This window comes from Gilliamella sp. B2824 (genome assembly GCF_026536245.1).
Classification (GTDB): domain Bacteria; phylum Pseudomonadota; class Gammaproteobacteria; order Enterobacterales; family Orbaceae; genus Gilliamella.
This window is the reverse complement of record NZ_JAFNON010000008.1, coordinates 82,443-99,062: the sequence shown is the minus strand read 5'-3', so window position 1 is coordinate 99,062 and position 16,620 is coordinate 82,443. Positions and strand designations below refer to the sequence as shown.

At 36.2% G+C, this 16,620-nt stretch carries 16 protein-coding genes and 1 riboswitch; of the genes, 7 read left to right on the top strand and 9 right to left on the bottom strand.

Annotated elements, in window-relative coordinates; translation table 11 throughout:
- The first annotated feature begins 576 nt into the window (after positions 1-576).
- Both J3U56_RS09020 and rsmB read left to right on the top strand, forming a co-directional pair.
- Positions 577-1,920 carry a Na+/H+ antiporter family protein gene (locus tag J3U56_RS09020; protein WP_267334117.1) on the top strand — a complete coding sequence of 448 codons (1,344 nt, stop codon included), beginning with the start codon at positions 577-579 and terminating at the stop codon, positions 1,918-1,920.
- Positions 1,921-1,957: 37 nt separating this feature from the next.
- Complete coding sequence (gene rsmB, locus J3U56_RS09015; RefSeq protein WP_267367407.1) at positions 1,958-3,247, top strand: 16S rRNA (cytosine(967)-C(5))-methyltransferase RsmB; 1,290 nt, start codon at positions 1,958-1,960, stop codon at positions 3,245-3,247.
- Positions 3,248-3,359: 112 nt separating this feature from the next.
- Here rsmB and J3U56_RS09010 read toward each other — a convergent pair whose 3' ends face one another.
- Positions 3,360-3,569 (bottom strand): hypothetical protein, encoded by a 210-nt coding sequence (locus tag J3U56_RS09010; RefSeq protein ID WP_267367404.1) that lies wholly within the window; start codon positions 3,567-3,569, stop codon positions 3,360-3,362.
- A 483-nt stretch (positions 3,570-4,052) separates the two neighbouring features.
- On the bottom strand, positions 4,053-4,589 hold the full coding sequence (locus J3U56_RS09005; RefSeq protein ID WP_267334120.1) for an NAD(P)H-dependent oxidoreductase: 537 nt from the start codon (positions 4,587-4,589) through the stop codon (positions 4,053-4,055).
- 123 nt (positions 4,590-4,712) lie between these two features.
- Here J3U56_RS09005 and J3U56_RS09000 point away from each other — a divergent pair, with 123 nt between their 5' ends.
- The 3 genes from J3U56_RS09000 (at position 4,713) to radA (ending at position 7,623) form a co-directional block, all read left to right on the top strand.
- The gene (locus tag J3U56_RS09000; protein ID WP_065799233.1) at positions 4,713-5,054 is read left to right on the top strand and encodes a winged helix-turn-helix transcriptional regulator; all 342 of its coding nucleotides are present in this window, start codon (positions 4,713-4,715) and stop codon (positions 5,052-5,054) included.
- Positions 5,055-5,262: 208 nt separating this feature from the next.
- The gene (gene serB, locus J3U56_RS08995; protein ID WP_267334121.1) at positions 5,263-6,237 is read left to right on the top strand and encodes a phosphoserine phosphatase; all 975 of its coding nucleotides are present in this window, start codon (positions 5,263-5,265) and stop codon (positions 6,235-6,237) included.
- 9 nt (positions 6,238-6,246) lie between these two features.
- Entirely contained in the window at positions 6,247-7,623 is a 1,377-nt protein-coding gene (radA, locus tag J3U56_RS08990; protein ID WP_267344523.1) for a DNA repair protein RadA, read from the top strand.
- Positions 7,624-7,833: 210 nt separating this feature from the next.
- Here the strand turns inward: radA and ppnN are convergent, their stop codons facing one another.
- A complete protein-coding gene (ppnN, locus tag J3U56_RS08985; protein ID WP_065634073.1) occupies positions 7,834-9,210 on the bottom strand; it encodes a nucleotide 5'-monophosphate nucleosidase PpnN in 1,377 nt (458 codons plus the stop codon).
- 473 nt (positions 9,211-9,683) lie between these two features.
- Positions 9,684-9,808, top strand: a riboswitch (molybdenum cofactor riboswitch).
- Between ppnN and moaA the strand changes: the two genes are divergently transcribed.
- A complete protein-coding gene (moaA, locus tag J3U56_RS08980; protein ID WP_267334124.1) occupies positions 9,804-10,778 on the top strand; it encodes a GTP 3',8-cyclase MoaA in 975 nt (324 codons plus the stop codon). Its footprint overlaps the riboswitch before it by 5 nt.
- Here moaA and gluQRS read toward each other — a convergent pair.
- From gluQRS to folK, 3 genes are all read right to left on the bottom strand, one after another.
- Positions 10,758-11,654, bottom strand: a complete 897-nt coding sequence (gene gluQRS / locus J3U56_RS08975) for a tRNA glutamyl-Q(34) synthetase GluQRS (RefSeq protein ID WP_267334125.1) — start codon at positions 11,652-11,654, stop codon at positions 10,758-10,760. The two genes, moaA and gluQRS, sit on opposite strands and share 21 nt — an antisense overlap.
- A gap of 32 nt (positions 11,655-11,686) precedes the next feature.
- Entirely contained in the window at positions 11,687-12,142 is a 456-nt protein-coding gene (dksA, locus tag J3U56_RS08970) for an RNA polymerase-binding protein DksA (RefSeq protein ID WP_065634076.1), read from the bottom strand.
- A gap of 135 nt (positions 12,143-12,277) precedes the next feature.
- Positions 12,278-12,763: a 2-amino-4-hydroxy-6-hydroxymethyldihydropteridine diphosphokinase gene (gene folK / locus J3U56_RS08965; RefSeq protein WP_267334126.1), complete on the bottom strand. Its 486-nt coding sequence runs from the start codon at positions 12,761-12,763 to the stop codon at positions 12,278-12,280.
- Between the two features lie 206 nt (positions 12,764-12,969).
- On the opposite strand from folK, the gene J3U56_RS08960 reads away from it, so the two are divergent.
- A complete protein-coding gene (locus J3U56_RS08960; protein WP_267344531.1) occupies positions 12,970-14,349 on the top strand; it encodes an MmgE/PrpD family protein in 1,380 nt (459 codons plus the stop codon).
- A 53-nt stretch (positions 14,350-14,402) separates the two neighbouring features.
- Here the strand turns inward: J3U56_RS08960 and J3U56_RS08955 are convergent, their stop codons facing one another.
- Genes J3U56_RS08955 through J3U56_RS08945 form a run of 3 tightly spaced genes read right to left on the bottom strand, consistent with a single transcriptional unit; the run spans position 14,403 to position 16,620 of the window.
- Positions 14,403-15,155: an amino acid ABC transporter ATP-binding protein gene (locus tag J3U56_RS08955; protein ID WP_267334128.1), complete on the bottom strand. Its 753-nt coding sequence runs from the start codon at positions 15,153-15,155 to the stop codon at positions 14,403-14,405.
- 11 nt (positions 15,156-15,166) lie between these two features.
- Complete coding sequence (locus tag J3U56_RS08950) at positions 15,167-15,838, bottom strand: amino acid ABC transporter permease (RefSeq protein ID WP_267334129.1); 672 nt, start codon at positions 15,836-15,838, stop codon at positions 15,167-15,169.
- Positions 15,835-16,620, bottom strand: a complete 786-nt coding sequence (locus tag J3U56_RS08945) for an amino acid ABC transporter substrate-binding protein (protein WP_267367402.1) — start codon at positions 16,618-16,620, stop codon at positions 15,835-15,837. Before J3U56_RS08945 ends, J3U56_RS08950 begins: the two co-directional genes overlap by 4 nt.

Genomic DNA, 16,620 nt, shown 5'->3' with positions numbered 1-16,620 from the left:
CGCAGAACTTAATTTTTAAATAGAGTAAGTAATCAATTCTATTACCTAGGTTTTTATCTTGTACAATTAAAACTGCATTGAACACCATTATAACTGGATTGAGTGACAATGATAAGAAAGTTATTCTATAACACATTGAATAATCGGTATCTTATTGTGCGCTAATAACCAATTTAATGTATTGTACTTTATATTGAAAAGTTAATTTATATAAATGATAAATTTTATGAAATTATTGCGCTGAGCTTATACCGATTATTTTATCGCTTAGCCATTATTGTCGAATCTCAACAATTATTTATAGTCGATTCTGTAACGTGTCGAATGTTATCAATAATTGTATAAGTTTGATAACTGATGCTTAAAATCAAAGAGTTAAATTAACCAAATTGAAAAAAATCGTTGATTAATTAAGCTAGCCTTTTTAAGTTAAGCCTATCATAAATCGTTAAAACTAAGCAAAAATCTACATTGCTACTGTTAAATCTGCTAATTAGTGAGTGTACACTATCAATTGCACTTTCAGTATCGATCACCTAAAATGCTAAGCTTTCCTGATTAACCGAAAATCTTTTTATGAATATAGTGCTTGATTTGTTTTCGTCCATAAATGCAGTTGTTGTCGCGGTAGTTTGCATGTTAATTTTATCGCTCTGCCGTGTTCATGTCGTAATTAGTTTAATTATTGGGGCATTTATAGGTGGGCTATTTAGTCATTTATCATTAAAAGAAACCATTGATGCCTTTAATACCGGTATTAGTAATGGTGCTAATATTGCCCTATCTTATGCCATGCTTGGTGCCTTTGCGGTTGCAATATCAAAATCAGGCTTACCAGAGTTATTGGCCGATAAAGCTATTGAGCAGCTGACATCAAGCAGCGCGAAAACCCGAATTAAATGGTTATTAATCATTATTATTGCATTAGTGAGTATTTCCTCACAAAATGTTATTCCTATTCATATTGCCTTTATACCACTTTTAATTCCACCGCTTTTATATGTTATGTCACGTTTGCAATTAGATAGACGAATGATTGCTTGTATTATGACATTTGGTCTTATCACACCTTATATGTTTTTACCCGTAGGTTTTGGCAACATCTTTTTAAATCAGATTTTATTAAAAAATATTATCTCATCAGGTATGGATGTGAGCCATGTCAACGTCATGCATGCTATGGCAATACCTGCTCTAGGTATGTTTATCGGTTTATTATGGGCGATTTTTGTCAGTTACCGAAAACCTCGTGAATATAAAATTATTCGCCAAGAGACCAATTTATCCGCGTTAAATAATCTGAATAAGCGTTCACTTTTTGTTTCACTTTTAGCAATAGTGCTATCGTTTAGTATCCAACTTTATACTGGCTCAATGATTCTAGGCGCCTTAATTGGTTTTATTTGTTTTATTGTATCAGGCACAATTAAATGGGGCGAAGCCGACGGTGTTTTTACTGATGGTATAAAAATGATGGCAATGATTGGTTTTGTGATGATTTCTGCACAAGGTTTTGCCGAAGTTTTAAAACAAACTCACGAAATTGAGCCTTTAGTTATTAATAGTGCAGCTTTATTTGCTGGCAACAAAGTGATAGCCTCATTTATGATGATGTTAGTCGGATTAGTGATTACATTAGGTATAGGCTCTTCATTCTCAACTGTGCCAATTATTGCTGCTATCTATGTACCACTTTGTGTTCAACTTGGTTTTTCACCGATTGCAACAGTCTGTTTAATTGGTGCATCAGGCGCTATTGGCGATGCTGGTTCTCCTCCATCTGATACTATCTTAGCAACCTCAGCTGGGCTTAATAGTGACGGGCAGCACGACCATATTCGTGATAGTGTTATTCCAACTTTCACCCATTTTAATATCCCCTTATTTATTGCGGGTTGGGTGGGTTCATTAATTTTATAATAAGTCGCTCTCTAATTGAGCAAGGTTATTCTCTTGTATGAATAAAAAATTATACCCTAACATTCGTGCAGTTTGTGCACAGGTCATTTTTAATGTATTGGAAGGTGGGCAATCACTCAATACAGCGTTAACTGCTGAACATGATAAAATAGCTGATAAAGATCGTAGTTTAGTTCAAGAGATTTGTTTTGGGGTAATGCGAGTATTACCTGAGCTCAATTTTTATATTCATCATCTCATGGCTAAAGTCATGACTGGCAAAAATAGCGTTTTGCATTATCTATTATTCGTCGGGATTTACCAGATTCTTTATACCCGTATTCCTGAACATGCCGCAGTTGGTGAAACGGTCAATGCGGTTAATGTTTTAAAAAAATCGTCACTAAAGGGTTTGATTAATGGTGTATTACGTGAATTTTTACGCCAACAAGCCTCGTTACAACAAACTTTTAGTCAAAGCAGCAAAGAGCAAACAAGCCGAACATTACACCCAAGTTGGTTAGTTAATCGCCTTAAGCAAGCTTATCCAGATAAATGGCAAGCAATTATTGCTGCTAATAATCAAAAACCACCTATGTGGTTGCGTGTTAATCAAAATCGCTATTGTGTAGCTGATTACCAGCAACGATTAGCTGACATAAACATTGAATCACAAGTTTATCCATCAATGCCAAGTGCATTACAGATAATTACACCGGTTAACGTGAACAAATTACCTTCTTTTGAAGACGGTGCGGTAACGGTACAGGATTTATCTGCCCAATATGCCGCTTACTTATTGGCACCTCAAAATGGTGAACAGATATTAGATATGTGCGCAGCACCAGGCGGTAAAACTACGCATATTTTAGAAATAGCGCCACAAGCCCACCTATTGGCTGTTGATGTTGATGCTAATCGAGCAAAACGTATTGAACAAAATTTGCAACGTTTAAAACAGCACGCCGAAGTCAAAGTAGGTGATGGTTTAACCCCTGAAAAATGGTGTAAAGGACGAATTTTTGATCGCATTTTGCTTGATGCACCTTGTTCGGCAACAGGGGTGATTCGGCGACATCCTGATATCAAGTGGTTACGTCGTGATAGCGATATTGCTCAATTAGTTGCGTTACAGTACGCTATTTTAACTCAAATTTGGCCCTATTTGAAAATAGGGGGAACCTTAGTCTATGCTACTTGTTCAATCTTACCAGATGAAAACAGTGCACAGATCACGCGTTTTCTTAATGAATATCGTGATGCCCAATTACAAGGTGAAATTAAACAACTACTACCAAGTGAGCATGGCGGTGACGGCTTCTTCTACGCGGTATTGCAGAAAATTTAACGCTTAAAGGTGAGCGCTGTTTTTTGCTCATAGATAGGGTCTTTAGAGTTTATGATAAGAAATAAAGCTTTTTATGACTTATTATGCTCAACTGAGCATAGTGATTTATTTCCTATTTTATTGACGAGAAAGGCTTTATCTTATTGGTTAATTTTTTGAGAAGATAAAAAATTACAATCGTACACAAAAATGGCACACCCAAAATTACCCACAACCCAGCGGGATCAAATTCACCGTCAGCTAAAGCAATACCCGTATAATTAAGAAAATCATCAATCACGTAAGCAAGCTTTTCTAGCAAACGAAATATTGGTTTTGACAAAAAAACCACTGCTTGACAGATAAGATAGATCACTATGAATACGAGAATCGAAGGTAAGCGTTTTCTAGGTTGGTTTGATGTTATCATATTGATATTATTCGTATGTAAATTTTGCATCATTTAAAACAATTAAACTCAACTCACCATTTAATAATAACGACGAGATCAAAGTGTTAATTGTACTAAACGTTAATTTTAACAGATGTTAACCGTTTAGCAAGGTGATGGTAGATGATTGTTTTTTCTATTTTTAAAAAGGATTTTTTACTTATAGATATAGCAAATTGTGATCGTTATTTCTATTGGGATTTTTTTAGTAAAAATACCTGAGTAAAAGAATTTTGAGCTAAATAACAAGGCAAGGTTAAACTATTTTTATTAATCAAACTGAGATTGATAGTTTTTGTAGTATTAATTAAATCAAACTGATTAACGCATCAAATAGGATGATATATATTATTAATACATATCATCCTTTACCGATTAGCTGTATTTTTTTATTCTTTGAGCTAACTGTTTTGAATGTTCTAAGGCATTTGCTTTTATTTCACTTTCACCTTTCATAATTGGAGAAACACCATAGAGTAATGCCGGTGGAAGATATTCCATTTGTGTGTAGCGTGCTGAAACCTTAACCGATTCAAGTAAATTTTTGATTAAATCGGCGCTATATTCTTGAAAATTTTGCTCAGCTTGCCCAATTGTTAAACTTGGTAATAACTTTTTACCTTTTAATTTATCGCCTTGTGAGCCATAAGCAAATTGGTAGGTTAATACCTGATCAAACCATATTTTAAGTATTGCTGGCATGTTAAACCAATACATAGGGTATTGTAGAACGATAAGATCATGCCTCAGTAAAGCGGCTTGTTCCTCTTGTACATTGATTTTGTAATCTGGATAAAGTTGGTGAATATTACGAATTTCTAAATCCGTAATCTGTTTTTGCAATGATTCTATAATGGTTTTGTTTGCAATAGATTGTTCAATATTGGGATGACCTAAAATAATTAATGCCATGATGATTCCTTTTGGATTTATACTATAAAAATATGAGTGACTATTATTAGTTTATGCCTTAATAGGTTTATGGCAATATCTATCAAATTAGATAGTTATAAACTTAAAGCGTTAGGTAGTTAAATGGAATTAGACAAGCAAAGCACTGTAAAAACGTATAACAATAAAACGTATTATTGCCCTATCAGTTTAGCGATGGATTTAGTTGGTGGAAAATGGAAAGGGGTGATACTTCATTATTTACTTTCTGGCGAAAAACGCTTTAGTGAATTAAAAACCATCATCCCAGAAATTACCGATATGACATTAAGTCTTCAACTTAAAAAGCTTGAAGAGGATGGCTTAATTACTCGCACTGTTTTTGGGGATAAACCGCCATTAAAAGTGTTATATAGATTGACCCCACAGGGTGAACGGATACGTCCTGCATTAGAACAACTTTGCTTGTGGGCATTAACGCTATGACATCCTATAATGATATGGGTAAGTATTAAAATGGTTTTGATAAATTGAAATTCAACCAAATACAATTATCAAAATTAAAAAGTCAAAGACACTTTGACGAATTCAATTTATGTTTAGATACTGAATATAAAACACCTTACCCATTTGGACAATCTTTTTTAGATATGATAAATTCTGGCTTCGTTTCACGTTATAAAGATTTTCTGATATGGCTTACACACTTACCTACAATGATTTACCTGAAAATATTCAATCTTGGCAAGGTTTACCGCTATCTTTGAATGGATGCGAAGTGGTACCCCTTGACTATAATGCGGGTAAAACAGGTTGGATTATTTATGGCAAAAAATTAAATAAAACTGTTTTATCAAAATTCCAAAACCAACTTGCTATGCCCATGGTAATTGTGTCATCGTGGAAAATTAAAACATATCAGATCGTTAGAATTGCGGGAGTTATGCCTAAAAAGGCTAAGTCCATTTCATTGGCTTTAAATATTGATGTTGCGCCCATTGATAATTTGCCATCATTACATTCACCGGGACTACTTGTTATGGATATGGATTCGACCGCAATTGGTATTGAATGCATTGATGAGCTGGCTAAATTACAGGGGGTTGGTGAACAAGTGGCTGCTGTGACGGAACAAGCCATGCGTGGCGAACTTGACTTTGCTACAAGTTTACGTAAAAGAGTAGCAACACTTAAAGGTGCCCAGCAAACTATTTTGCAACAGGTGAAAGACACGTTACCTCTTACGCCAGGCTTATCTTATTTAGTGAGAGAATTACATAAAAAAAATTGGCATGTTGCAATCGCTTCAGGCGGCTTTACCTATTTTGCTGATCATCTAAAACAAAAGTTAAAGTTAGTTGATGCTTATGCCAATGAGTTAGAAATTAAAAACGGTAAATTAACCGGTAAGGTTATCGGGCCGATTGTTGATGCAAAATACAAAGCCAGAACCTTACAGCATTTAGCGACATCACTAGATATTCCAATAGAGCAAACTGTTGCTATAGGTGATGGTGCTAATGATTTAATGATGCTTCGTATAGCGGGTCTTGGTGTAGCTTATCATGGTAAACCCAAAGTGGTGGAAAAAGCACGGATTAGCATTAATTATGCGGATTTAACCGGATTGTGGTGTATTTTATCAACCAGTTTATTAAGTGAAGGTTAGGAGAAGAGTTTGGCAAAAACAGTAAAGCGTGCTTATGTCTGTAATGATTGTGGTGCTGACTATCCTCGTTGGCAAGGTCAATGTAGCGCTTGTCATGCATGGAATACTATTACGGAAGTTAGATTAGCCAGTACTTCATCACGTAATGATCGATTATCCGGTTATGCCGGTGGTGCAGGACAAACTAAAATCCAAAAATTATCTGAAATTAGTTTGGAAGCGCTACCAAGATTTTCAACTGGATTTTCTGAATTTGACCGCGTACTTGGTGGTGGAGTTGTTCCTGGCAGTGCTATTTTAATTGGTGGTAATCCCGGAGCAGGCAAAAGTACGTTATTACTGCAAACCATGAGCAAGCTTTCTACGCTAATGAACACGCTGTATGTAACTGGTGAAGAATCATTGCAACAAGTTGCTATGCGTGCACATCGATTAGGATTACCCACCGATAACATCAATATGCTGTCCGAAACCAGCATTGAACAAATTTGTTTACTGGCAGAACAGTCACAACCTAAATTAATGGTTATTGACTCTATTCAAGTTATGCATCTTGCTGATATTCAATCTTCACCCGGTAGCGTCGCCCAAGTGCGTGAAACCGCTGCTTATTTAACTCGTTTTGCCAAAACTAAAGGTATTGCCATTATTATGGTTGGTCATGTGACTAAAGATGGATCACTAGCTGGACCAAAAGTGCTTGAACACTGTATCGACTGCTCAGTTTTATTAGATGGTGATGCCGATTCTCGCTTTAGAACACTACGTAGTCATAAAAATCGTTTTGGTGCGGTCAACGAGTTAGGTGTATTTGCCATGACAGAACAAGGCCTAAAAGAGGTGAGTAACCCATCAGCAATCTTTTTAAGTCGCGGTGATGAAATGTTACCCGGTAGCTCTGTTATGGTGCTATGGGAAGGAACAAGACCTTTATTGGTTGAAATTCAAGCCCTTGTTGATCACTCAATGTATGGTAATCCAAGACGAGTTACTGTAGGGCTAGAGCAAAACCGATTAGCACTATTACTTGCTGTTTTACATCGTCATGGTGGGTTACAAATGGCTGATCAGGATATTTTTGTTAACGTTGTTGGCGGGGTAAAAGTCACCGAAACTAGCGCCGATTTAGCATTAATTGCTGCATTGGTATCGAGTTTTCGTAATCGCCCATTACCACAAGATGTGGTGATTTTTGGCGAGATTGGCTTAGGCGGCGAAATACGCCCAGTACCGAGTGGACAAGAACGAATTGCTGAAGCTGCAAAACATGGTTTTAAAAAAGCGATTGTACCTTTTGCCAATATGCCTAAAAAGAAGCCTGAAAATATGCAAGTTTTTGGCGTCAAAAAAGTCTCAGAAGCGTTAGATATTTTAAATGATTTTTGACCTTTTGGATAATTAAAATAACGGTCTACCGACATCTTAATTAGATAACAATCCAGAGTTGTTGGTAGATTTGTTGATTACAAATAAAGTCATTATTGAACTAATTTATCAGTCACTTTAACACTAACAACTAATCCCTAGATGTGATGATTACTCTTTTTAAATGTTAAAGTGACCTACAAATTATGTTTTTTTATTTTATTGGCTCAGTTAATAACAGATTTCGTAACAAGGTTTATATGCAGTACCACCAGGTAACTTCATGCGGTCTTGTTTAACAAAACTACGCAGTAAATTATCAAGTTGTGTCATGATCTCTTTATCGCCTTGCAATTTATAGGGACCATGCTCGGCAATCTGTTTCATACCAAACTCTTTTACATTACCTGCAACAATACCAGAAAACGCTCGGCGCAAATCAGCAGCTAATAATTCAACTGGCTGATCTTTATGTAAATTGAGCGAGGCCATGTTTTCGTGTATTGGCTCAAATGGGTGTTGTAGCGATTCATCTATTTTTAATAGCCAGTTAAAGCCGTAAGCATCGCCAGTAGCTAAACGCGAAGCTTTCACTTGTTTTACCCCTTCTTTCATTATACGAGCAACTTGTTCTGGCGAATCAATGACAATTTGATAAAGTTTAGTTGCTTCATCACCTAAGGTATTGCGAATAAAACTATCAATCGCAGCAAAGTAGTCTTCGCACTCTTTGGGACCGGTTAAAATAAGAGGGAGTGCTTGATGTTTATTCTCTGGATTGAGCATAATACCTAAAATATAAAGCAATTCTTCGGCAGTGCCAGGCCCACCTGGAAAAATAATAATACCATGGGCAATACGTACAAAGGCTTCGAGTCGTTTTTCGATATCTGGCATAATAATGAGTTCGTTAACTAACGCATTTGGTGGTTCTGCCGCGATAATTGATGGTTCGGTTAGGCCGATAAAACGGCTATCTTTATAACGTTGTTGAGCATGGCCAACAGCAGCCCCTTTCATTGGCGCTTCCATAATGCCAGGTCCACAGCCAGTGCAAATATTAAGTTCACGCAAGCCAAGTTGCATTCCTACTTGTCTGGCATAGTAATATTCACTTTCGTTAATTGAATGGCCCCCCCAACAAACAACCAAATTGGGCTCTTCGCCGACATGTAATGCGTTAGCATTACGTAAAATAGAGAAAACCAGATTGGTGATGTAAAATGAGTGATCTCTATCCAATTTAACATTAGACACTAATTGTTTAACGGCACTGATTTGGCTATTTAAAAAGAGAATATCGCGCAGTACAGCAAAAAGATTGGCTTGAATAGAGCGAATCATTCGTTTATCGACAAAAGCACTTTCGGGCGCATCAATCAACTCTAATTTCACCCCGCGTTCTTTACTAATTACATTAATTTCGAACGATTTAAATCTATCTAATAACTCTTTGGTACTATCGGTTTTACTACCCGCATTAAGGGTCGCTAAAGAACAATTTCTAAATAATTGATAAAGCTCACTATTAGCAGATTTTTTTAACATATCAACTTCAGCTTGCGCAAGCAAATCCATTGATCCTAACGGGCTAATATGGGTAATCATTACCACCTCCATTTGACGGTTTTATCGACAAAAAATCATTATATATTCAACCAGAACTTTTAATAAGTAAAGTTAAGAATAATGTAATATTCTAATAAATTGATATATCCTAAAAGGTATAAGTAATATTGATCTAAATTAGATTTTTATAATATGATGATTAAATTATCAATTACATAGATTAAGTCATAAGGAAATGTGACAATTATGAAAAAAGATTTTTGTTTACTTAAAGGCACTGTCAGTAAATTGAGAAATTGATAAATTAGTTAAGCACTATCTAAAACTTCATAAAGATGATATGCGGTGGGTTTATCTTTATCGCCATGCTCCATCTATTCCAAATTACATTACAGTTATCAATACCTAAAATGGCAATGACAAACTTGAATCAATAATTTAAGTCCTAAATTGTTATTTATTATGTTGATATTGATTAATTGTTCATAGTCAAAAAATCGAGTCTATGCTAGACTAAAACAAACTCTGAAGCTATTTTACCTAAGTGAATTTTTAGTTTCATATGGTAACTTAGCCGCGGTATAGCGCAGAAATGGCTATGCTTCCCGATTTGGATAAGGTGTTTGTTATATATGCAATTAATGGATAATTATCAGCGTCGATTTCAGTATCTACGCTTGTCGATTACCGAACTGTGTAATTTTCAGTGTCAATACTGTTTACCCAATGGTTATCGCCCGAATAAAGATCATCACTTCTTAACGCTCAATGAGATCGATAATATTGTATCGACCTTTACTGAACTTGGTGTGCATAAAATTCGTTTAACCGGTGGAGAGCCGACCTTACGTCGAGATTTTATCGATATTTTATCAATGATCGCTTCTTATCCTAGTGTTCGCGATGTGGCTGTGACAACTAATGGTTCACGTTTATTAAAAAATGTTCATCATTGGCATCAAGCTGGACTGAGTTCGATTAATATTAGTATTGATAGTTTTTCACCCCATTTATTTAAATTAATTACAGGCCAAGATAAACTTAAAGAACTATTGCAAGGGGTGGAAAAATCATTAGAAGTAGGTATTAAAAAAGTTAAAATTAATACTGTATTAATGAAAAATATGAATGATAAATTGAGCGATTATTTAGCTTGGATAAAACAGCGTCCGATAGAGTTACGTTTTATTGAACTTATGGAAACCGGTGAAAGCCAAGACCTTTTTAATCGTTATCATTTAGCGGGTCACTCCATTGAATTACAGCTCATTGAACAAGGTTGGCAGTTACAGCCTAAACAAGCTTTATCTGGTCCAGCTAAAGTTTATTTTCATCCTCAATACTTGGGTAAAATTGGTTTGATTATGCCTTATTCAAAAGATTTTTGTAAAAGTTGTAATCGCTTAAGGGTCTCTTCAATCGGTAAACTGCATTATTGTTTATTTGGTGATGCCGCAGTAGATTTGCGTGATTTGCTGGCTAGTTCTGAACAAAAAGCACAATTAAAAGCACGAATTTTAGCCTCACTAATGATAAAACCTGAAAAACATCTATTGCACCAACATAAAGTTGGTATTACGCCGAATTTATCCTACATTGGTGGATAATGGCTTATTTTGTTTCGGTATTAATGCGAGATTCCAATGGCTGATTGCCCAATCAAGTAGCTGTTGCTGAGTTGCATCTTGCCAATCAAGCGGTAAAGGTTGACCTAAAAATTGTAATGCTTGCGCAGTGATTGATTGAGTATTGCTAAGTTCAATGGCTTTAGCGTGATTTTGTTTAGATAATTTATTGCCATTATTATCCAGCACTAAAGGCAGGTGGCAGTAGCTGGGAACGTTAAAACCAAAAAGCTGATAAAGTGATATTTGTTTACCAGTAACGGGCAATAAATCTGCGCCGCGGACAATTTCGGTGATGCCTTGTTGATGGTCATCGAGTACCACTACTAAATTATAAGCAAATAAACCATCTTTGCGATGAATAATAAAATCTTCATTCGCATTTATTGCTGCAATTTTTTGTAAACCTAGAATTTTATCCGTGAACTCAAAAATAGGGTGATTTTGCTTTAAACGTATCGCATATGGTTGATCATCCTTTAGCGTTAAGTGTTGTTGGCGGCAAAAACCATCATAAAATCCGTTAGGCAATAACTGTATTCGTTGTCTTGTGCAATTACAATAGTAGGCTTGTTGGTTTTGTAGTAACTGGTTTAATGCAGCTCGGTAGCGTTCACTGCATGCGGACTGATAAAGGACGTGGTCATCCCAATATAAGTTGAGTGCGTCTAACGTTTTTAATATTAAGGATGATGCACCTTTTACTTCTCTTGGCGGATCGATATCTTCAATTCGAACGAGCCACTTACCATGCTTTGATTTTGCTTGTAAATAGCTACCTAAGGCGGTCACCAACGAACCAAAATGTAAAGGTCCGGATGGTGACGGTGCAAAGCGACCAATATAGCGCTTAGACATAGTTGTTAAATAGTGAGTTTTAACAAATAGGTTTACATACCCATCTGTTTTTCGCGAAGTTCAGCAAGTGTTTTACAATCGATGCATAAATCAGCCGTAGGTCTTGCCTCTAAGCGACGAATGCCAATTTCTACGCCACAAGACTCACAATAACCAAAATCATCGGTTTCGATTTTCTTTAATGTTTTCTCAATTTTCTTGATCAGTTTTCGTTCTCTATCACGAGCACGTAATTCCAGGCTAAATTCTTCTTCTTGAGTTGCTCGGTCAGCTGGATCTGGAAAATTTGCAGCTTCATCTTGCATGTGTGAAACAGTTTTTCCCATTTCACCTTGTAATTGAGCAAGCCACGCTTCTAAGATGAGTTTGAAATGCTTCAATTGCTTAGGATTCATATACTCCTCGTCTTTGGCCTCTTTATAAGGCTCAAGTCCCGCAATTGAAAGCAGGCTTAGAGAAGATGTATTTACTTTTTGTTCCTTTTTCACAGCAATCCCCTTAAGTACAGATTATTTGCAAGCGGTAAACTATAGCAATAAATTAGCCGTTGGCAAATTTTTTTTAATTTTTTTTTGCTTAAATCGAAATAAAATGTGACAACTCTATGTTATTAATCGAAATAATCAATTATCCCACTTTTTTAATCCATTTTCGGGGCATTTCTTGACTAAGTCATACAAGTTATCGTTATCAGGTAAGACTAAGTCTGGAGCGATATCAAATAAGGGATAAAGAACAAATTCTCTTTTTTTCATATGGTAATGTGGAATGGTTAATCGTTCAGTGTTCATGATTAACTCATCATATAACAAAATATCAAGATCTAACGTTCTTGCTCCCCAACGATTTTCTTTGCGAACGCGCCCTTGTGATTGTTCAATCGATTGTAATTGATCCAACAATTCAATGGGTGATAAGGACGTTGATAGCTTAATTACGGCATTAAGATAATCATTTTGATCCTGAGGACCTAGCGGTTTACTCCGGTAAAAAGGTGAAACATCGACAACATGAGTCTTGGGTAATTGTTTTAAAGCTGTAATAGCCTGTTTTGCTTGCGCAAGGGGATCTTGTAAATTACTTCCTAAGGCAATATAACAAATTGACATAATAAAACTTGCTAGTTTCTGATATGGATAACTCAAAGGTGATTTAGTTTAACATATAAAATTTTACTCAAGAAAGCCTATATCAATGCAACTGTATAATCTAATGATTTTTAGTTATAAAAATATAATTTTATAATCTTTAATTTATTACTGGTTATCGGTTATTTTAATGAGTAAGTAAATCAAACCGTTTTAATGAGCAGCGAATGAATTTAGGCAAACAGTTAAGTTGTTTAATAAAAAATACACCGCTAATTACTGATCCTCACACAATTGAGTGTGCGATTAATGGTGTGATTGATTATTTTGCATGTAGTTTACAAGCGCATGATGATAGTGATGCACAAAAGCTCTTAGCGTGGATAGAGGATGAAGGTGGGCATGCCCGATCTTGGCTGGTTGGGCAAAAAAAATTGGCAACAGCACGCCAGGCTGCCTTATTTAATGGCTATCAAGCGCACTGCTTAGATTATGATGATGTGCATGCTGATGTGCGAGGACATCCTTCGGCTGTTATTTTATCGGCACTGTTTGCCAGTATTCGATTAGACAACCGAAACGCGATTGATCTGAATGGACACCGGTTTTTAACCGCGTATATTATTGGTGTTGAAGTCATGGCTTTATTAGGTAAAAGCGTCAATCCACAGCATTATGAAAAAGGTTGGCATACAACTATTACGCTCGGGGCAATGGCAGCAACGGCAGCAATTTGTTATTTGTATGATATGCCTTTTATATCTCAAGCATTAGCGTTAGCAGTAACTCAAGCGTCAGGAATGCGCTTACTCATGGGCACACCGATTAAATTTTTACATGCAGGATTAGCGGCTCAACAGGCGATCCAGTCTATTTCATGGTTAAGTATTGGGATATCGGCTGATAAAGATTTTCTCGATGACAAATTAGGGTTTCTAGCGGTTTATGGGCAAGGTAATGGTAATTTTAGATTAAATCAATGGGGCAAAAGTTGGAAGATCGCTAACCCTGGATTATGGTTTAAGACTTATTCTTACTGTTCTGCAGCTGCATATATAGCTGATGCGGGACAATTACTGTTTCAGCATCCACAATTTAATTGTCATGATATATCTCATATCACAATTTTCTTTGCACCACCGAACAGTGATGCCGCGCTAATTTATTCATCACCAACCCTAGCGGAACAGGGGCGATTTTCTGCTGAATATATTTTAGCGTTAACGCTATTGGGGATCCCACTTGATTTTGAACAATTTTCCTCAAATCCTATACCAAAGAATATCCATAAATTGATGCAAAAAATGCAACGTACCTATCAAACTCAAGATAGCTGTCAGATAGATGTTACCGCACAACCAGGCGCTTATACTGGACGCTATGTTGTGGTAGAGATTCATTTTAATTCTGGAAATACAATTTGTCAGCGGATTGATAGCCCTAAAGGTTCCCCAAACAATCCCTATACCAAGCTTGAGATGCAGTTAAAATTAAAAAAAGCAGTAGGGAACGAACAAAAAGCCGATAATTTAGTGAAAGATATCTATCAATTGGCTACAGGACTAAGCGTTGACCAATTTGTTAAACGACATTGGTTAACGCTTTAACCCTTTAAGCGATAGAATGATTTCTGACTTTTATTCAATGAACAAGGTATTCACTAAATTTCGAAATTAATATCGTCGCTTAATTGACGCAAAAAGCGTTGCGTGAGGGCATGTTGTGGATTATCGATAACAGATTTAGCTACACCTTCTTCTATAATGATACCATTTGCCATAAAAATGATACGATCAGCGACATATTTGGCGAATTCCATTTCGTGCGTGACAATGATCATGGTAATGTTTTCTTTAGCAAGTTGTAACATGACTTGTAATACTTCGTGTACCCGCTCAGGATCGAGCGCTGATGTAGGTTCATCAAATAATAGTACTTTGGGCCTCACCGCTAATGCTCGAGCAATGGCAACCCGCTGTTGTTGACCTCCGGATAAAGTACTTGGGTACTGATTTGCATATTCGAGCATGCCTACATGGGTTAATAGTGATATGCCAAGCTCTTTAGCCTGATTTTTATTCATTTTTTTACCCACCCTAAGTGGGTAGGTAATATTTTCTAACGCTGTTTTATTTTTAAATAAATTATAGTGTTGAAATACCATGGAAGATTGTTTACGTAAATTGCTTTCATCTTTATGGCTGTACTGATTACAATTAAGAACAACCTCACCGATACGAATTGTACCTGTATTGGGTTTTTCAAGTAAATTTAAACAACGTAATAATGTTGATTTTCCTGAACCAGAAGGACCAATAATAGCGACAACTTCGCCTTGTTTTACCTGCAAGTTAATATCTTTTAGCACTTCATTATCAGCAAACCGTTTAGATAAATGAGATACAGAAATCATTCCTTTGCTCCTTAACGATGATAGGGCTTGGTGAGTTTACGTTCTAACTGTTTTTGTATCCAAGAATAAGCAACAACAGTTAGCCAATAGACAATCCCCACCGCTAAGTAGGTTTCAAAATAAAGAAAAGAGTTTGCCGTTAACATCTTCCCTGCGGCAAGTAATTCTTGCACACCAACAAAAAAAGCCACGGATGAATCTTTAAGTAAAGAGATAAACATATTACCAGTATTTGGCAGAGCGTTGACCATAGCTTGTGGCAATATTATGCCTCGATAAACTTGAAAGATACTCAAACCTGATGTAAGTCCTGCCTCTTTTTGACCAATATCGACTGATGTTAATCCTGCCCGAAAAATTTCGGCTAAATACGCTGAATATTTTAGGCTAAAGCAGATAATGGCCGCTGTAGTTGCGCCCATCTGTTTTAATGCAGGAAAAATTTGGGGTAAGCCATAATAGATAATAAATAGTAAAACAACTGAAGGGATCCCTCGAAATAGCGAAATAAACAGCGAAAAAATCGAATCGACAATAACAATGTTATTGTTTCTTACTAGTGCGATAGCGAGTCCTAAAACAATGGCGAAAATAATCGATACGATAGAAATAAAGAGTGTTACTGGCAAATAAGGTAAAATCTGCGGGAACACACCTAAAAAATAGTCTATGTTAAAATTCATGAGGTAATATCTTCGCCAAAATATTTAATTGATAGATTTTTCAATGTACCATTTGCACGTAATTTTTCTAAAGCTTGATTGAATTTTTCACGTAGTGCTTTACCTTTTTCATCTTTACTAAATGGGAACGCTACTTGTTCGATAGTTATTGGTTCACCGACTAATTTAAACGGTAAATTTTTTCGTTTAATTTCAGCAAGTAAAATTGGTTTAGAATTTACATAACCGTCAACACGCTGATATTCAGTGTCATACATTGCGCCGTCTCTTGTTTCGTAAGTTTTAATTGTGACTTCATTATTTGGGAATACTTTTTTCAAATTGTTAATGTGATTTGAACCCAGCACGCCAGCAATAGTTTTACCCTTAAAATCAGAAAGAGTATTAATGGTTTGATTATCTTTATGTGTAACTATTTGGCTACCATAAAAGCTGTAAGCATTGGAAAAATCGTATTTGGCTTGACGGGCCGGCGTTATTGCAACAGCATTGGCAATGGTATCTAATCGCCCTGAATCGAACTGCCCCATTAAGCCACCGAATTCAGCAATGACCCATTCAACTTGATAGCCTAACTCGTTAGCAATCGCTTGTGTCACTTCCACATCAAAACCAATTAACTTGCCGTCTTGTTTGAAGCCATTTGGATAGCTTTGTCCTGTCGAGCCAACTTTAATGACCTTTTGTTCTGTTGCTTGATTGGTCGCTTTATCATCACAACCAACTAGTAACGTCAAGCTTGCAAATAATACGGCCGATACTATCGTTTTTATTGTTCTCAT

What these genes read in the sequence shown, in the direction of transcription:
- gluQRS (WP_267334125.1), bottom strand. Translation starts at nt 11,654, where the DNA reads ATGTCTAAGCGCTATATTGGTCGCTTTGCACCGTCACCATCCGGACCT.
- J3U56_RS09020 (WP_267334117.1), top strand. Translation starts at nt 577, where the DNA reads ATGAATATAGTGCTTGATTTGTTTTCGTCCATAAATGCAGTTGTTGTC.
- J3U56_RS08945 (WP_267367402.1), bottom strand. Translation starts at nt 16,620, where the DNA reads ATGAGAACAATAAAAACGATAGTATCGGCCGTATTATTTGCAAGCTTG.
- serB (WP_267334121.1), top strand. Translation starts at nt 5,263, where the DNA reads ATGGCTTACACACTTACCTACAATGATTTACCTGAAAATATTCAATCT.
- J3U56_RS08955 (WP_267334128.1), bottom strand. Translation starts at nt 15,155, where the DNA reads ATGATTTCTGTATCTCATTTATCTAAACGGTTTGCTGATAATGAAGTG.
- J3U56_RS08950 (WP_267334129.1), bottom strand. Translation starts at nt 15,838, where the DNA reads ATGAATTTTAACATAGACTATTTTTTAGGTGTGTTCCCGCAGATTTTA.
- moaA (WP_267334124.1), top strand. Translation starts at nt 9,804, where the DNA reads ATGCAATTAATGGATAATTATCAGCGTCGATTTCAGTATCTACGCTTG.
- rsmB (WP_267367407.1), top strand. Translation starts at nt 1,958, where the DNA reads ATGAATAAAAAATTATACCCTAACATTCGTGCAGTTTGTGCACAGGTC.
- folK (WP_267334126.1), bottom strand. Translation starts at nt 12,763, where the DNA reads ATGTCAATTTGTTATATTGCCTTAGGAAGTAATTTACAAGATCCCCTT.
- J3U56_RS09000 (WP_065799233.1), top strand. Translation starts at nt 4,713, where the DNA reads ATGGAATTAGACAAGCAAAGCACTGTAAAAACGTATAACAATAAAACG.
- J3U56_RS08960 (WP_267344531.1), top strand. Translation starts at nt 12,970, where the DNA reads ATGAATTTAGGCAAACAGTTAAGTTGTTTAATAAAAAATACACCGCTA.
- ppnN (WP_065634073.1), bottom strand. Translation starts at nt 9,210, where the DNA reads ATGATTACCCATATTAGCCCGTTAGGATCAATGGATTTGCTTGCGCAA.
- J3U56_RS09005 (WP_267334120.1), bottom strand. Translation starts at nt 4,589, where the DNA reads ATGGCATTAATTATTTTAGGTCATCCCAATATTGAACAATCTATTGCA.